Source organism: Streptomyces sp. NPDC057565, assembly GCF_042801455.1.
Lineage (GTDB): Bacteria > Actinomycetota > Actinomycetes > Streptomycetales > Streptomycetaceae > Streptomyces > Streptomyces yanii.
Genome location: NZ_JBHVFU010000003.1, coordinates 204,779 through 220,230, shown reverse-complemented (window position 1 = coordinate 220,230; position 15,452 = coordinate 204,779). Strand labels below are relative to the sequence as shown.

Annotated in this window: 14 protein-coding genes; 11 read left to right on the top strand and 3 right to left on the bottom strand. The window is 70.3% G+C overall.

Translation table 11 applies throughout. The annotated features are described in order from the left end of the window. Window positions 1–12 precede the first annotated feature (12 nt). The 5 genes from glnII to ACFU8W_RS08205 all read left to right on the top strand — a co-directional run bounded on the left by glnII (window position 13) and on the right by ACFU8W_RS08205 (window position 5,172). Complete coding sequence (gene glnII, locus ACFU8W_RS08225) at window positions 13–1,047, top strand: glutamine synthetase (protein WP_345512816.1); 1,035 nt, start codon at window positions 13–15, stop codon at window positions 1,045–1,047. Between the two features lie 99 nt (window positions 1,048–1,146). Next, on the top strand, window positions 1,147–2,058 hold the full coding sequence (locus ACFU8W_RS08220; protein ID WP_384033495.1) for a DUF6891 domain-containing protein: 912 nt from the start codon (window positions 1,147–1,149) through the stop codon (window positions 2,056–2,058). Window positions 2,059–2,390: 332 nt separating this feature from the next. Beyond that, window positions 2,391–3,005, top strand: coding sequence for a winged helix-turn-helix domain-containing protein (locus ACFU8W_RS08215; protein WP_345512819.1), 615 nt, complete (start codon window positions 2,391–2,393; stop codon window positions 3,003–3,005). Between the two features lie 266 nt (window positions 3,006–3,271). Beyond that, entirely contained in the window at window positions 3,272–4,540 is a 1,269-nt protein-coding gene (locus tag ACFU8W_RS08210; protein ID WP_384033491.1) for a histidine kinase, read from the top strand. Then, window positions 4,525–5,172, top strand: coding sequence for a LuxR C-terminal-related transcriptional regulator (locus ACFU8W_RS08205; protein WP_384033488.1), 648 nt, complete (start codon window positions 4,525–4,527; stop codon window positions 5,170–5,172). Before ACFU8W_RS08210 ends, ACFU8W_RS08205 begins: the two co-directional genes overlap by 16 nt. A gap of 22 nt (window positions 5,173–5,194) precedes the next feature. Here ACFU8W_RS08205 and ACFU8W_RS08200 read toward each other — a convergent pair whose 3' ends face one another. Together ACFU8W_RS08200 and ACFU8W_RS08195 are read right to left on the bottom strand one after the other, a co-directional pair. Then, window positions 5,195–6,883 (bottom strand): alpha-L-fucosidase, encoded by a 1,689-nt coding sequence (locus tag ACFU8W_RS08200; protein WP_384033485.1) that lies wholly within the window; start codon window positions 6,881–6,883, stop codon window positions 5,195–5,197. Between the two features lie 133 nt (window positions 6,884–7,016). Then, entirely contained in the window at window positions 7,017–7,520 is a 504-nt protein-coding gene (locus ACFU8W_RS08195; protein ID WP_384033482.1) for a MarR family winged helix-turn-helix transcriptional regulator, read from the bottom strand. 69 nt (window positions 7,521–7,589) lie between these two features. Here ACFU8W_RS08195 and ACFU8W_RS08190 point away from each other — a divergent pair, with 69 nt between their 5' ends. Both ACFU8W_RS08190 and ACFU8W_RS08185 read left to right on the top strand, forming a co-directional pair. Further along, window positions 7,590–8,153, top strand: a complete 564-nt coding sequence (locus tag ACFU8W_RS08190; protein ID WP_345512824.1) for a carboxymuconolactone decarboxylase family protein — start codon at window positions 7,590–7,592, stop codon at window positions 8,151–8,153. A 107-nt stretch (window positions 8,154–8,260) separates the two neighbouring features. Then, the gene (locus ACFU8W_RS08185) at window positions 8,261–9,706 is read left to right on the top strand and encodes a DUF1996 domain-containing protein (protein ID WP_384033477.1); all 1,446 of its coding nucleotides are present in this window, start codon (window positions 8,261–8,263) and stop codon (window positions 9,704–9,706) included. 41 nt (window positions 9,707–9,747) lie between these two features. On the opposite strand, the gene ACFU8W_RS08180 is transcribed toward ACFU8W_RS08185, so the two are convergent. After that, window positions 9,748–10,218 carry a hypothetical protein gene (locus ACFU8W_RS08180; protein WP_384033474.1) on the bottom strand — a complete coding sequence of 157 codons (471 nt, stop codon included), beginning with the start codon at window positions 10,216–10,218 and terminating at the stop codon, window positions 9,748–9,750. A gap of 108 nt (window positions 10,219–10,326) precedes the next feature. On the opposite strand from ACFU8W_RS08180, the gene ACFU8W_RS08175 reads away from it, so the two are divergent. From ACFU8W_RS08175 to ACFU8W_RS08160, 4 genes are all read left to right on the top strand, one after another. Next, a complete protein-coding gene (locus ACFU8W_RS08175; protein ID WP_384033471.1) occupies window positions 10,327–12,285 on the top strand; it encodes a hypothetical protein in 1,959 nt (652 codons plus the stop codon). A gap of 385 nt (window positions 12,286–12,670) precedes the next feature. Next, the gene (locus ACFU8W_RS08170) at window positions 12,671–12,991 is read left to right on the top strand and encodes a hypothetical protein (protein ID WP_384033468.1); all 321 of its coding nucleotides are present in this window, start codon (window positions 12,671–12,673) and stop codon (window positions 12,989–12,991) included. A 291-nt stretch (window positions 12,992–13,282) separates the two neighbouring features. Beyond that, window positions 13,283–14,188 (top strand): metal-dependent hydrolase, encoded by a 906-nt coding sequence (locus ACFU8W_RS08165; RefSeq protein WP_384033465.1) that lies wholly within the window; start codon window positions 13,283–13,285, stop codon window positions 14,186–14,188. An 8-nt stretch (window positions 14,189–14,196) separates the two neighbouring features. Beyond that, complete coding sequence (locus tag ACFU8W_RS08160) at window positions 14,197–15,276, top strand: PDR/VanB family oxidoreductase (RefSeq protein WP_384034274.1); 1,080 nt, start codon at window positions 14,197–14,199, stop codon at window positions 15,274–15,276. Window positions 15,277–15,452: the final 176 nt, after the last annotated feature.

Sequence of the window (15,452 nt, the reverse complement as noted above, 5' to 3'; positions counted from 1 at the left end):
AGGATGGCTTCCGTGACGTTCAAGGCTGAGTACATCTGGATCGACGGCACCGAGCCGACCGCCAAGCTTCGTTCGAAGACGAAGATCATGGCAGGCGAGCCCTCGGGAGACGTCGCGGATCTGCCCATCTGGGGCTTCGACGGATCCAGCACCAACCAGGCCGAGGGTCACGCCTCCGACCGTGTGCTGAAGCCGGTCTTCTCCTGCCCGGACCCGATCCGCGGCGGCAACGACGTCCTCGTCCTGTGCGAGGTCTTCAACATCGACATGACGCCGCACGAGTCCAACACGCGGGCCGCCCTGCGTCCGGTCGCCGAGCAGTTCGCCGGCCAGGAGCCGATCTTCGGCATCGAGCAGGAGTACACCTTCTTCGACGGCCACCGCCCGCTCGGCTTCCCCGTGGGCGGCTTCCCGGCCGCCCAGGGCGGCTACTACTGCGGTGTCGGCTCCGACGAGATCTTCGGCCGCGAGATCGTCGAGAAGCACCTCGACAACTGCCTGCAGGCGGGTCTGGGCATCTCCGGCATCAACGCCGAAGTCATGCCGGGCCAGTGGGAGTTCCAGGTGGGCCCGCTCGCCCCGCTGGAGGTCTCCGACCAGCTGTGGATCGCGCGCTGGCTCCTCTACCGCACCGCCGAGGACTTCGACGTCTCCGCGACCCTGGACCCGAAGCCGGTCAAGGGTGACTGGAACGGCGCGGGTGCGCACACCAACTTCTCCACCAAGGCGATGCGCGAGGGTTACGACGCGATCATCACCGCGTGCGAGTCGCTGGGCGAGGGCTCGAAGCCGATGGACCACGTCAAGAACTACGGCGCGGGCATCGACGACCGCCTCACCGGCCTGCACGAGACCGCCCCGTGGAACGAGTACAGCTACGGCGTCTCCAACCGCGGCGCCTCGGTCCGTATCCCGTGGCAGGTCGAGCAGGACCAGAAGGGCTACATCGAGGACCGCCGCCCGAACGCCAACGTCGACCCGTACGTCGTCACGCGGCTGATCGTCGACACCTGCTGCACGGCGCTGGAGAAGGCCGACCAGGTCTGATCCAGCACCGACCCGGTCCGAAGGGGCGCCCGCCCAAGACGGGGGGCGCCCCTTCGGCGTGCCCGGTCCGCTGTCAGTGGCGTGTGCCAGGGTTGGCCCATGCTCGACATCAAGGCGGAGACCGAGAACCGGCAGACGCACACCCGCATTTCGGCGCAGGCGCTGAGCGATCTGGTGCACCGGATCGGCGGGGAGGGCGACCACTTCCTGGTGGTCCAGCGGGTTCCGGACCGACCGGGCTGCTATGTGCAGACCTGGCACGAACACGGCGGGGACTACCAGTTGGAGTATCGCGACGGTGTTCCCGAGCGGCACTTCCGGGTGGCGGCCGACTCCCCGGAGCGAGTCGCCGGGGTGATGACGCGCTGGGCGCGCCGGGAGCCGGAGTGGGATGCGGGGATCGCCTGGGAGAGCGCAGGCATGCCCGCCGACGAGCCCGTGCCCGCGATACCCGCGGAGATCGAGGAACAGCTGACGGAGCGGGTCCGGCTGGCACTGCGCTGCGGCTACGGCACGGTGAAGAGCCTGACCGAACTCGCCGAGGACTACCTCGTCGAGGACGGCGTCCACCCGGTGACGACGGCCCAGGCGCGCCGGCTGGTGGAGCGGCTGTGGCTGGAGCGGGTCGACCAGCAGGAGCAGTGGACCGATGTGACGGACGCGGACCGGTTGGAACAGGCCTTCGCCCGGCTGGACGGGAGCGGCATCACGGCGCGGGAGCACTTCACCTGCTGCCGCTCCTGCGGGCTGAGCGAGATCCATGCGGACGGCGAGAAGGACGCCCGGGGCTTCGTCTTCTTCCATACACAGATCACGGAGGCAGCGGCCGGCGGGCACGGGTTCTCGCTGTACTACGGCGGGTTCGACGAGTCGGAGGCGACCACCGTCGCCATCGGGCGGGAGGTCGCGGCGGCGCTCGGTGCGGCGGGGCTGACGGTGAAGTGGGACGGATCGCCCGACCAGGCGATCGAGGTGACCGACCTGGACTGGCGCAAGCGGCTCGTCGGCTGAGGCGGTGGGAGGAGCGCCCAGCGGGGTGAGGGCCGGGTGACGACGTGGTGAGGAACGGAACGCAAAGGGTCCGTATCGACGGGTGAGAGAGGCCTGCTGCGCCACCGCGTTGTCTGGTCTAATGGGGGCATGGCCGGCTTCCCGTACACCTCATCAGGTCGCAGTGACCTTGAGCCGTTCTGGCCCTCCCGTCAGCATCATGACTTCGACCGGGTGTGTTGCCGCGCGAGGAACGCGCAGGCCCTCTAACGCCGCTCACCCCGGCCTTCGGTCCGCGCGCACGACGCAAGTCCGTCCCTCGACGACTCCTTCGCGCGAAAGAGCTGACCCTCATGGCGAACACTCGTACCTTCTCCGCCGCCGCTGCCACCGCAGCGTCCACGGCGACTGCTGCGGCCAACCCCTCCGCCGGCTCCGTCCCTCCCAACCGTCACAGGCTGCGCGCCGTCGCCCCCGACGAGGTCGTCCAGCTGGCCGACGTGGCCGACTTCCTGCCGCCGGGTGCGACCTGGCTTCCGGCACCCCAGCACACCGTTCCGGCGCTGCCGGGCCGTCCGCCGATGATCGGCTACCTGGTCCTCGTACCGGCTGACCAGCAGCCCGCCGTCGCCGCCGCGGCCGCGGCGGCGCAGCGCATCGTGCCGGAGCCGCTGGTGACGCCGGGGGCGGGGCCGGTGCGCATCGACAGTGTGCAGCGCACCGCGACGGTGGACGGGCGCACGCTCGACCTCACATTCCTCGAATTCGAACTGCTCGCCCATCTGGTGGCGCATCCGCACCGGGTGCACACCCGCGACCAGTTGGTGACGACCGTCTGGGGCTACGGACATGTGGGCGACGGGCGCACCGTCGACGTCCACATCGCCCGGCTGCGACGCAAGCTGGGCGCCGAGCACCGACGGTCGATCCAGACGGTGCGACGCGTCGGCTACAAGTACGCCCCCTGACGGACACGCACGCGAGGGGCCCCGCCCGACCGGTACGCACCCGGTCGGGCGGGGCCCCTTTCCGTGCGGACGCGGTGGCGTACGGGCGTCACCGCGCGCCCCAGCTGCCGGCACCTACTCCCGGAACCGCAGGGCGAGGTCGCGAGGGTGGTGCTGGGTACACCTCTCCCGGGTGGTGAAACGGCTGACGCCGCGGACGCCCGTCGGGTGAGACTGTCCTCGGACCGGCGCTGCCGCGAAGGCCCGACGAGGGGAGAAGGACCATCATGAACGCGATTCGGGGACGAGTTCGGCCCGCGCTGCTGGCCGCCGGGCGCGGGCTCGTCCTGTCGATCGTCGGCCCGGCCGGTTCGATCAGCCTCTTCGTGCTGACGGTGCTCTCGATCGCCTTCATTCCGCTGGGCCTGGGACTCCTCACCACCCCGCGGGTGCTGGCCGCGGTCCGCAGGCACGCCAATCAGCGCCGACTGCTGGCGGCGACCTGGGCGGACGTCCGCATCCCGGTCCCCTACCGGCCCGTCCCGAAGAATCTGCGCGGCGGGCTCGCGGGCCGGGTGGAGCGCACCATGCTGATGCTGAAGGACCCGGCGACGCGGCGGGACATCCAGTGGCTGCTGGTCGACATGACGGCCGGCTCCGTGGTGGCAGTCGTGGCCGCCGGGCTGATGTTCTATCCGGTGGAGGGGGTCGTCCTGGCGGCGGGCCTGTGGCGGGTCTTCACCGACGACACCTACTGGTACGGATTCGTGCCGGTCGACAGCCAGGCGACGGCGCTGGCCGCCGCAGCGCTCGGTGGGGTGCTCTTCCTCATCGGTCTCAGAGCGAGCGAACCGCTGCTCCGGCTGCACTTCGTGATCGCCCGTTCGGTGCTGGCGCCCACCCCTGAGCAGGAGTTGGCCCGGCGGATCGACCGGCTCACCGAGACCCGGCACGAGGCCGTGGACACCGCCGCCTCGGAACTGCGCCGTATCGAGCGTGATCTGCACGACGGCGCGCAGGCCCGGCTGGTCGCCATGGGCATGAACCTCGGCACGATCGAGGCGCTGATCGAGAAGGACCCGGCGCAGGCCAAGAAGCTTCTCGCAATGGCCCGCGAGTCCTCCGCGGAAGCCCTCGCCGAGCTGCGCGATCTCGTCCGGGGTATCCACCCGCCGGTCCTCGCGGAACGTGGGCTCGGGGACGCGGTGAGGGCGCTGGCGCTGCGGCTGCCCATCGAGACGGAGGTCGACGTGGAGCTGCCCGGTCGCGCGGACGCGCCGGTGGAGTCGGCCGCGTACTTCGCGGTCAGCGAGACCCTGACGAACGCCGCCAAGCACTCGGGGGCGGACCGTCTCCGGGTGGACATCCATCACGTCGACTCGATGCTCCGGATTTCCGTCACGGACAACGGCAGGGGCGGCGCGATCATCGGATCGGGCTCGGGGCTGAGCGGAATCGAACGCCGACTCGGTACATTCGACGGCATCATGGCCGTCAGCAGCCCAGCGGGCGGTCCCACCATGGTGACCATGGAGATCCCTTGCGAGTTGTCCTAGCCGAAGACCTCTTCCTGCTGCGCGACGGTCTGGTCCGGATGCTGGAGGCGTACGACTTCGAGATCGCGGCGGCCGTCGAGACCGGTCCCGAACTGACTCGTGCCCTCGCCGAGTTGGATCCGGATGTCGCCGTGGTCGACGTCCGGCTTCCGCCGTCCCACACGGACGAGGGACTGCAGTGCGCACTCGCGGCCCGCAGGGCCCGGCCGGGACTGCCGGTGCTCGTCCTCTCCCAGCATGTGGAGCAGCTGTACGCCCGTGAACTGCTGGCGGACGGCAACGGGGGCATCGGGTACCTGCTCAAGGACCGGGTCTTCGACGCGGACCAGTTCATCGACGCGGTACGCAGGGTCGCGGCGGGCGGCACCGCGATGGACCCGCAGGTGATCTCACAACTGCTGTCCCGGCGCGCACAGGACAAACCGATGGGCGGTCTGACCCCGCGCGAGCTGGAGGTCATGGCGCTGATGGCGCAGGGCCGTTCGAACGCGGCGATCGCCTCGCAGATGGTGATCACGGAGCGGGCGGTGGCCAAGCACACCTCGAACATCTTCGGGAAGCTCGGCCTGCCGCCGTCCGACGACGACAACCGCCGCGTTCTGGCCGTTCTGGCCTACCTGGACCGGGGGTGACCCCGCACCCTGGACCGACGGCTCATCCGGCCGAACTCAGGTGCAGCGTGGTCGCCCCCAGGTGCGGTGCGGCCCGGGACTCCAGCACCTTGACCCGTACCGCCGTCGCGGTGACGGGCGAGGCGAGCGGCAGGATACGCCGGTTGCCGACGGTGGTGCCCTCGGCGATCCGCTGCCAACTGCCGTCGATCCGGGCCTCCACGGCGAACTTCTCGACGCGCTGACCCTGCCGGATGTCCTCACGGACGGCGACCCGGTCGAAGGTGTGCGGTCCCGGGCCCTGCGTGCGCCGCACGTCGGTGCCGTAGGTGCTGCGTACGGCCTTGCCGAAGGCGGTCAGTGAAGCGACGTCCGCGTCGGCGATCCTGCCGTCCCGGCCGGGCGGCACGTTCAGCAGGAGCGAGGCGTTGCGGCCGACACTCTTCTCGTACAGGTTCATCAACTGCGCCGGTGTCTTGGGCTGTTGCTCCTGGTGGTAGAACCATCCGGGCCGGATCGAGACGTCGGCCTCGGCCGGGTACCACTGCAGGTACCTGGTCGTCGGGTCGAGGAGCTTGGTGCGGGAACCGATGTCGGCGTCGGTCGAGTCGTTGGGCAGGCTGCCGAGTCCGGTCCACGGGTCGGTGGCGTGCGGGGTGACGCTCCACTCGGTCTCGCGGGCGATTCCGCTCTCGTTGCCGACCCAGCGCACACCCTGCGGGCCCTGGAAGACGACAGTGTTCGGCGACAGCGCCTTGACCATGTCGAACCACTGCTTGACGTTGTACTTCTGGGTGATGCCGGAGCCGGACCAGGGGTTGGCGCCGTCCAGCCAGAGTTCCTCGATCGGCCCGTACTGGGTGAAGAGCTCGTAGAGCTGGTTGAGGTAGTACGCGTCGTAGTCGTCGGCCATCACCGTGAAGGTGGGCAGCTTGCCGCGTTCGACGGCGGAGGCACGGTCGTCGCCGGGAACGAGGGTGGGGATGGTGCGCTCGGTGACAGCACTTCCGTTGCCGAACCGGCCCTCGCCGGCGGGTGCGCGGTCCCCGTCCTCCAGAGCCATCCGCTCGGGCAGGCTCAGCGGCTTGCCCTCCGCCTGCTTCTTACGGATCGATTCGACCCACTGGGCATGCCAGGCGTGCGGGAGTTCGGCGCCGTCGGAGGGCGAGAGATAGAGCCCGACCTTCAGCCCTGCCCTGCGCGCGGCCTTGACGTAGGCGCCGACGACATCGGGGCTGCCGGGGCTGAGTTCCACGGAGTGATCGGTGTAGCGGGAGGGGTACAGGACGAACCCGTCGTGATGCTTGGCAGTGAGCATGACCTGCTCGACTCCGGCCGCCTTGTAGGCGCGCATCCACTGGTCGGCGTCGATGCTCTTCGGGGCGAAGAGCTTCTCGTCCTCGGTGCCGGAGCCCCATTCGCGGTCGGTGAAGGTGTTCATGCCGAAGTGCGTGAAGGCGGTGACCTCCCGCTGCTGCCAGGCGAGCTGGCCCGGGGTGGGGACGATGTTCGCAGCCTTCTCGATGATCCGCTCGGGGGTGTCGCAGGACTCGACGGCCATCTGCGAGGCAGGCTTCACGGGCGCCGCGCACGGGGCGCCCGGAGCGCCCCGTGGCGCGGCCGCCCCGGGCCCGGACTGCTGAACGGCCTGCTGAGCGGTGGCCTGCACGGGTACGAGCGCGGCCGCTGCCGCCAGTGCGAGCGCACTGAGCACACGGGTGCGTCGTGCCATGGTTCCCTCCCCTTCCCGACCCCATTGGTCGGATCTCTCGGGTACCGACGTGCGCATGCTGCCGCACAAAGGGGCCCACGGGAAGGGTGCCTACAACATACGTCCCATCTCTCCACTGTCGACTGGCAGCAACTCAGCCGTTGAACCATGCCGCCGCGTCGAGCCGGAACCCACCGGCGGGCGCCATCGCGCGCAGGTCGGACTCCAGGGCGCGCAGCCGCTCGGCCCCGAGCGCCCGGGACCACTCGGCGCGCAGCCGGTCGAACCCCTCGGCGGACCGGACCAGTACGTCGACACCGCGCGGGGTGACCCGGACCAGCTTGCGGCGCCCGTCCTGCGGATCGTCGACGCGTTCGACGTAACCGAGGCCCTCCAGCCTGTCGACGGTCTTCCCGGCGGCCTGCTTGGAGACGCCGAGCCGTCGGCCGATCTCACTTGCGGTCGCGCCGTCGCGGCCGACGGCCTGGAGCGCGAAGCCGTACGCGGGCCGCACGTCCGGGTGACCGCTCTCGGCCAGCTCCCGGTGCAGCTCATCGATGATCGCCCGGAACCCGGCGAACAGGAGCAGGGGCAGTTCGAAGCCCGCACCCTCTCCGGCGGTCGCCGACTCATCGGCCCGCCCTGCCGGCTCACCCATTGCACAACTCGACAACTTGGTTTACGTTTTCGTCAATCACGTTGTCGAGTTTACGCGAGAGGTCACGCCATGCCCGCATCCGCATTCCCCGACCACACCCTCGAATCCGCCCCCTCCGCCGCCCGTCGCACCATGAAGGCGGTAGCGGACAAGCAGGGATACCTGCCCGCCGCCGTCGGCCGGCTGGCCACGTCGCCGCAGCTGCTCGACGGCTTTCTGAAGATCAGCGCGATCTTCGAGTCGACCACCCTGGACCCGCTCTCCCGCGAGGTCCTGATCATGACGATCGCCACCCGCAACAGGTGCCACATCTGCGTGGCGATGCACACCGCGAAGCTCACCGCCCTCGGTGCGGACGCCGACCTCATCGCCGCGCTGCGCGAGGAGAAGCCACTTCCGCTCCCGGACGAACGACTGGAATCGGTGAGGCAGTTCACCCTGGCCGTCATCGCCACGGCGGGCGCGGTCGACGATGACACGCTGCAGGCCTTCCTCGCGCACGGCTACACCCACCGGAACGCCCTGGAAGTGGTCCTGGGCATCGGCGCGTACACGATGTCGACGCTTGCCAACCGGCTGACCGACGCACCCGTCGACCCTCAGCTCGCCGCGTTCGCTCCCGCCCCCATGTGACCCGCTTTGCGAATGGAGTTTTCTACGAACTTCCCCTTTCGCTGAACGGCCCCCGAACCACACCCGTATGGAACGTCACGCTTCTCCCTCGAGGCATGAGGATTTCCATGGGACGCACATCACGCAAACGTTCGACGTCGGCCAACCGGGCCATTATCGCCTCGGCCGCATTGATTCTGGGCGGGGGTGGCTTGGTCGCGGTCAATGTCCACGCTTCGGCGGGGGAAGGAGCGTCGGGCTCGCCCCCCGACCGGTCATGGAATGCGGGCACCCAGATGTCCACCATCGACTGCCCCGACGTGGGTAACGAACTTCCCGACGTACCCGATGAGGCGCGCGGAGAGGTCGACCGCGAACTGGCCGCCATGGACACCCAGATCACCGAGGCCTACCAGCAATTCGCCGATCGTAAGGATGAGATGTCCCGCGATCCGAACCTCGTCGAGAATGCCGTGCTCGGTCCACTGAAGGACAAGCGGACGGCCGGCATCGACCGCATCTCGACGGCCATCGAGCGCAACGCGGACCGCCCGGAAGGGCTGGACGGGCTGGCCCCGTGCAGTCTGCGCGCCGACGACGACAACGCCTTCGGCACTGACGGCGGCAGCGGACAGGCCGGCGACCAGGACGGGGGCCAGGGAGGCGACAACGGTCAGGGCCGGCAGGGCAACGGCCCCGAGGCTCCCGACTTCGTCGACATCCAGTCCGTGCAGCCCAATGTCGACAAGCCCCGCCTACGTCGCGGCGCCTCGCGCGGTACGTTCACCACCGACTGCGGACGTAACGAGAACGGAAAATTCAACCCCGACAACGTCATCGTCGCGCCCGGAGTGAGCAACGGCGCCCACCACATGCACGATTACGTCGGAAATCAGGCCAACGACGCCTTCGCCGACGATGACGACCTGGCCAACGGTGATACCACGTGCCGGAATCAGGGGGACAGGTCCACCTATTACTGGCCCGTGCTGCGGTTGCAGAACGGGACGGCTGAGAACGACGCGGCTGCCGATGGCGGCGGAAAGGACCAGAACGTCGGCGAGATCCAGACTCCGTCCCAGGTCACACTGAAATTCGTCGGCAATCCCACCGGCAAGGTCACCGCGATGCCGCGATTCCTGCGGATCATCACCGGCGACGCCAAGGCGTTCACCAACGGCGACGCCAACGCCAACGCATCGTGGAGCTGCACCGGATTCGAGAACCGTCAGCTCAAGGACAAATACCCGATCTGCCCGGACGGCAGCCAGGTGGTCCGCTCGTTCGCCTTCCAGAGCTGCTGGGACGGACGGAACACCGACTCCGCGAACCACCGCACCCATGTCGCCTTCGCCCGGGCCGACGGACGGTGCCCGAACGGCTTCAAGGCCATTCCCCAGCTGGTCCAGCGCATTGTGTACGACGTGCCGCCGGGCCCCGGTTTCGCCGTCGACTCCTTCCCGGAGCAGCTGCACAAGCCCGTCACCGACCACGGCGACTTCATCAACGTCTTCGACGACAACCTGATGAAGAAGGTGGTGAGCTGCGTCAACGGCGGGCGCAGGTGCCGCTGATCCGCTCGTTCGGCAGCGCCCCTCCCCTCTTGCCTGCGCGGTCAGCTCGCGTGGTGACCGGAGTGCCCTCCCCCGCTCCCCCCACTCCCCGAGTGGTGGTGCGGCGAGGCGCTCTCCACCGTCCCCCCGAGCCGGCCGCGCAGTGCTGCGACCACGTTCGCCTCACCGACGGCGACCCACTTCCGGCCGACCAGATACGAGCCGCCGTAGTCGTTGGCCTCGTTGATCCACTCACGCTGCCCGCGGTCGGTCGCGAAGGTGGCGAGCACATAAAGCCCGTCGTCCGTCGTGCAGTTGGCCTGACGCAGTTCCTGCGCGTCGGTCTGGATGTTCGGCTTGCAGTGCGCCTTCGTGGCCAGCTGCTCCAGGCTGCCGGTCGCCGTCGGCGGGACGTGCGGCTTGTCGTCGCCGCCCCCGCCGCATGCCGCCAGGAGAACCAGTCCCGCAAGGACGACCGCCGCGGTCCTGCCCCCGGAACGACGCTCTCGTCGTATCTCCAGCTGCGCCACCATCCGGCCATCGTGCCCCTTCGCACTCCGTCGCGCGGCCGAACGGCCCGATCCGAGTCAACGGTTCGCGGGCCGGGGTGACCATCGCACGATTCGCTCGTTCAGCTGAATGTGCGCCTACTGCCAGAAGAACCGTCCGCCACCGCCCCGGTCGATGTGGAGCAGGCCGAGGCGGCGCTCGTCGAGCACTATCCGCGACTGGTCCGGCTCGGCTACCTCGTCCTGCCGTCCTCCCTCGGCCGCAACCGCCGAGTCCTGACGGCGCACTCCCTCGCCCAGCGGTCCCTGCCGCTGGGGCGCCGGACGGCGTTCACGGCCGACGACCGCGTCCCTCTCCCCCGCCGCCGCCCCGCCGATGGGACGGCGATCGACCCGGGCTATGCACACGTCCGGCAGCGGGTGGTGAGCACCGCCCTGGAGGCGGGCCGCCCGCTGCGTCGCCTGGCCTGGCCGCGCCGGTCGCAGCTTCCGCCGCTCCTCCCTCTGGTGTGGGGTCTGCGCCTGTTCCCGCACTCCGGAGGTGCGGACGAACTCGCCCTGGACCATGCTCTGTCGGCGCTCTCCGGGCCGGCGCGCGCGGCGCACGTCCTGCGCGGCCTGGAGGGCCTCGCGGATGGGGAGGTACGTCGAGTGCTCGCCGCCGCAGGGGTGGCGGACCCGCACGCGGCACTGACGGAGGCGGACGCGGTGGCCGCGCCCTACGCGCTCCTGGACTCCACGGAGTTCGACCCCTGTTCTCTGCAGGCCCGCCCGCCTGATCTGCTGCGCCGCCGCCGGCACGCGAAAGCGGCGCTCGCGGCGGTCGCCGCTCTCCTGGTGTGCGGGGCGCTGCTGGGTCTTCCGGGCAACGGCTGGGGCCGGGACCTGGCGTCCGCGCCGCTGTACTCCCGTAACCCGGCGGCCGAACAGGCCCTGGAACCCGCCGCGTTGGTAAGGGTGCCACCCTCGTACTGGCAGCGCTCGCCCCGGACCGACTTCACCGCCTGGCCCACCCGCGGCGACCGTACCGACGACACCCGGCTGCTGCGGCGCGCACTCGCCGTCTGGGCACGTCCGGGCCGCGCCGTCAGGTCGTCCACGACGCCCGGGACGCCGGTCGGGCCACCGATGGGGCCCCCGCAGCTGCTGTACGCGGGCGAGGTGGGCGCGGCCGCGGTGGTGTTGTTCTACGACGGGCTGCGCATCGTGCGGTACGCGGAGGCTCGCGACGCCGATCCGGCACAGGGCGCGGCGCTCGACTTCGCCCGTGTCGACAGTGCGGACGCGTCCTCCGCCGACGCTCTGATCGTCAGCCGTGGCGGCGGCACGGTCCGCTATCTGACGGCTCCCTGGGTGCGGCAGGCGTCCGTACGGGATCTGCTCGCCCCCGACCGGGCCGCCCGGCCGCTGCACCGCGACCGGAACGGCGTGACCGATGTGCTGGCAAGTCCGCAGACGACAGGGGACTGCCGGTCCTGGTCCGCCGTCGAAATGCGGGACGCCACGGCGACACGTCTGCTGACGGACCTCGGCGAACTCGCCCCGGCCCGGCTGACCTCCGGGCCGCCGTCGGCGCCGCACGACGTGTCCGGGCGGGCGGAGCGGGAGAGCTGGGCACGGACCGCCTGCCTGCTGACCACGGTGCGCTCGCGCGGCGTGCGCTCGGTGAACTCCTGGCCGTACGCGCGACAGTGGCTGCCAGAGGGCAATGGCTTCGCGCAGTGGCTGTGCACCCGGGCGGAGACCTGGCGCGGCTCGGGAAGCAGGGTCCTCGCTCAGTTCCAGGCCCCGTCGCCGCAGTCCGCCGCCGGTGGTGCGGTGCCGCCCGGGGCGGTGGCGGCGCGCGCGGAGGACTCGCCGGCCTGCGGGGAGCGGGATCCGCGGGTTCTGGCGGGCGTGCTGTGGAAGTCGCGCGGCGGCAGGTGGTACGTACTGGCGGCGGGCAGCGCGGAGTTCGCCTCGCTGACCACGTCGGGCGGGGTGGAGGGCCGGGCGCAGGGGCATCTGCTCGCGGTACGGGCACGGGCGGGCGATCGGGCGCGGTTGAACGGGCTATTGGCGGACGGGAGGCGGGTGGGCGCGCTGCGCTGACCATGCCGCCGTGCCGTATCCCGTGGCGCACGCCGTGATCCTCCGCCCGGCCGGTTCATGTGCCCGGCGGCGGACCCTCCGGCGTGCCCGCGGAATCAGGGCGCGCAGTCGCCGCCGGACGTGCGCGCCCCCGATACCTCGGTGGGGAACCTGCAGGTGGGAGGGGGTTCCGAGGGGTGGATGGCCACGGTCACGGGAGGGGACGGGGGGGAACGGATGGACGGTACACGAATTGCCTACAGGACTCGGTTCCATGATCGGCGGCATTGCAGCAGATCGGGTGTCTTGGAGCGCGTGGCGCGATCGTCGACGGTCCTCGGGGGGCGACGGTTGCGGTGTCCAATCCGAGCAGGCGCATCGGCGTCTGCTGCGACAGGAGATTTCTATGCATGTTTCCCGCTTCGCTGCCGCAGTCTGTGTGGCCGCCGTCGTCGTGCTGGGCGGCGGCGGCGCAGCTCAGGCCGCTGCCCCCGGCGCCGCCGGCGGTGCCCACTCCCTGCAGGCCAGTGACGGTCGGCACGGGGATGGCGACCGCTGGGACGACTGGCGCTGGGGCCACGACCGCCGCGACCACGGACGCTGGGGCCACCACCGCAAGCACGGACGCTGGGGCCACGACTACCGTGACCACGGGCGCTGGGGCCTCGACTACCGCGGGCGCTGGGGCCACGACCAGGACCGGTACCGGGAGTACCGTTCCCGCTGATCCGATCCGAACCGCAGTATGAACTGGGCCCGTGGCGCCCTCCGTCGAGGAGGACCGCCACGGGCCCGACACGTGCGCCCCGACTGGGCGCGGCCCGGAGCCAACTGACGGCAGTCGCTGGGCGACGATCTCGTCATGGATCGAGTGCGACCTGACCGAAGCAGGCGCTCGATCGTTGTCGGAAGCTCGCCGAACACGACGGACAGCGCCCTCCGTCACCACCGATCAGCGGCTGCAGGAATTCGCTGCACGCCCCTGTTCCCTCCGCGTACCCGTCAGTACATTGACAGTATGTCTAACACGCAGCCAGCGGCGGTCGCGTCGGAGCGAACCGAGCTGAAGGCCCGAAAGGTCTCGTTCGCCTGGGAGAGGACTCCTCTCCACTGGGTGCCGGGCGACCCCTTCAGCACGCACACGATGAATGTGCTCCATCTGCTGCTCCCGGCCGGGGAGCGCTGGTTCATCCACGTGTACCGGCAGGTGCTGCCGTACATCCATGACGAACAGCTGCGGCAGGACGTGATCGGGTTCATCGGCCAGGAAGCCGTGCACTCCCAGGCCCACGACGACGTCCTCCCCCATCTGAAGAAGCTCGGGCTCGACCCGACCCCGTACACCGCACAGGTCGACTGGTTCTTCGAGAAGCTGCTCGGCGACCGGACGCTGCCGCCGGGCCGCGCCCGCACGTGGTGGCTGATGGAGCGGGTGGCGATCATCGCGGCGATCGAGCACTACACGGCGTTCCTCGGCGACTGGATCCTGAACTCCGAGGCCCTGGACCGCAAGGGTGCCGACCCCACCATGCTGGACCTGCTGCGCTGGCACGGCGCCGAGGAGGTGGAACACCGCTCGGTGGCCTTCGAGGTCTTCATGCATGTCGACGGCGGCTACCGGCGCCGGGTTCGCACCTGGGGGATGGCCTTCTCCGCCCTGCTCTTCCTCTGGCAGCGCGGTGTCCGCTTCTTCATGGAGAACGACCCCAGCCTGCTCGACGGCAAGGCGTCGTTCAAAGCGTTCTACGACAGCGGCAAGCGCGGCACCCTGCCCTCCACTCCCGCCCTGCTGCGCTCCATCCCGCGCTACCTGAGTCACTCCTACCACCCTTCCCAGGAGGGCAGTACGGCGCAGGCCATCGACTATCTCGCCCACTCGCCCGCGGCACTGGCCGCCGAGGCCCGTATGACGGGATCCCACTGACCATGGCCCTGCCCCGCCCCCGCCTGCGCACCGTCCTGCTCGTCACCGGTGCCGCGCTGCTCACCAGGCGCGCCCTGCAGCGCCGCATCGAGAGGTCCCCGCTGTGGCCGCTGCCGGCCCTGGAGGAGCCGATCTCGGGACAGTCCGGCCGCCGTTCCACCACCACCCGTCGACTGCTGATCACCGAGCGCACCGCGCCGGCGGACGGCGTGGTCCAACTCCGCCTGGAGGGACCGGACCTGCCCGCCTGGCAGCCCGGCGCCCACCTGGACCTCGTACTCCCGTCGGGTCTGGTACGCCAGTACTCGCTCTGCGGCGACCCGGCCGACCCCGACACGTACACGGTCGCGACCCGCCTGGTCGAGGACGGTCGCGGAGGTTCGCGCGAGGTCCACACCCGGCTCCACGAGGGCGAGGAGATCGAGATCCGCGGCCCTCGCAACCGCTTCCCGCTCGTCACCGAAGCCCCCGCGTACGTCTTCGTCGCGGGCGGCATCGGCATCACACCGATCCTTCCGATGCTGCGGGCGGTTGCCGTCTCCGGCGCCGACTGGCGGCTGCTGTACGGAGGTCGTACGCGCGCCTCGATGCCGTTCCTGGACGAGATCGAGAAGCTCGGCGCGGAAGGCCGCCGCGTCACGCTCGTACCGGAGGACGAGTCGGGCCACCCGGACGCGGCGGCGGCCCTCACCGGCCTCGCGCCCGGCACCGCGGTCTACTGCTGCGGCCCGGAACCCCTGATGGACGCGGTCACCGCCGCTCTCCCGGCCGACTGCACCCTGCACCTGGAACGCTTCACGGCAGCGGCCGCATCACCGGCCGGCTCCGGCGCCTTCGAGGTGGAGCTGCACCGCACCGGGCGTACGGTCCAGGTCGCGGCGGACCAGTCGATCCTGGCCGCGGTCCGCGAAGAACTCCCTCATGTCTCGTACTCCTGCGAACAGGGTTTCTGCGGAACGTGCCAACAGCGCGTGCTGGAAGGCGAGATCGACCACCGCGACGAACTCCTGACGGACGCGGAGCGCGACGACTCCATGCTGATCTGTGTGTCGCGCTGCCGGGGGGAGCGACTGGTGCTGGACCTGTAGGGAGAGTTCGGGGCGTGGCCCGCCCGCATGCCGCGGGTCGATCCTTCGCCCGCCTCGCACTCGATCACGAGCACACCGACCCGTTGCTGTCGCGCGTGAGCACCGTGATCACAGAGCTCTCCCCTCCCTTGTATGCACGTTGGACTCCATGGTTGGCTCCAGCGAAACGTAACGGC

Excerpts from the sequence above, each read along its gene's own strand:
- ACFU8W_RS08220 (WP_384033495.1), top strand. The coding sequence starts at position 1,147 with ATGCTCGACATCAAGGCGGAGACCGAGAACCGGCAGACGCACACCCGC.
- ACFU8W_RS08215 (WP_345512819.1), top strand. The coding sequence starts at position 2,391 with ATGGCGAACACTCGTACCTTCTCCGCCGCCGCTGCCACCGCAGCGTCC.
- ACFU8W_RS08210 (WP_384033491.1), top strand. The coding sequence starts at position 3,272 with ATGAACGCGATTCGGGGACGAGTTCGGCCCGCGCTGCTGGCCGCCGGG.
- ACFU8W_RS08200 (WP_384033485.1), bottom strand. The coding sequence starts at position 6,883 with ATGGCACGACGCACCCGTGTGCTCAGTGCGCTCGCACTGGCGGCAGCG.
- ACFU8W_RS08195 (WP_384033482.1), bottom strand. The coding sequence starts at position 7,520 with ATGGGTGAGCCGGCAGGGCGGGCCGATGAGTCGGCGACCGCCGGAGAG.
- ACFU8W_RS08190 (WP_345512824.1), top strand. The coding sequence starts at position 7,590 with ATGCCCGCATCCGCATTCCCCGACCACACCCTCGAATCCGCCCCCTCC.
- ACFU8W_RS08185 (WP_384033477.1), top strand. The coding sequence starts at position 8,261 with ATGGGACGCACATCACGCAAACGTTCGACGTCGGCCAACCGGGCCATT.
- ACFU8W_RS08180 (WP_384033474.1), bottom strand. The coding sequence starts at position 10,218 with ATGGTGGCGCAGCTGGAGATACGACGAGAGCGTCGTTCCGGGGGCAGG.
- ACFU8W_RS08170 (WP_384033468.1), top strand. The coding sequence starts at position 12,671 with ATGCATGTTTCCCGCTTCGCTGCCGCAGTCTGTGTGGCCGCCGTCGTC.
- ACFU8W_RS08165 (WP_384033465.1), top strand. The coding sequence starts at position 13,283 with ATGTCTAACACGCAGCCAGCGGCGGTCGCGTCGGAGCGAACCGAGCTG.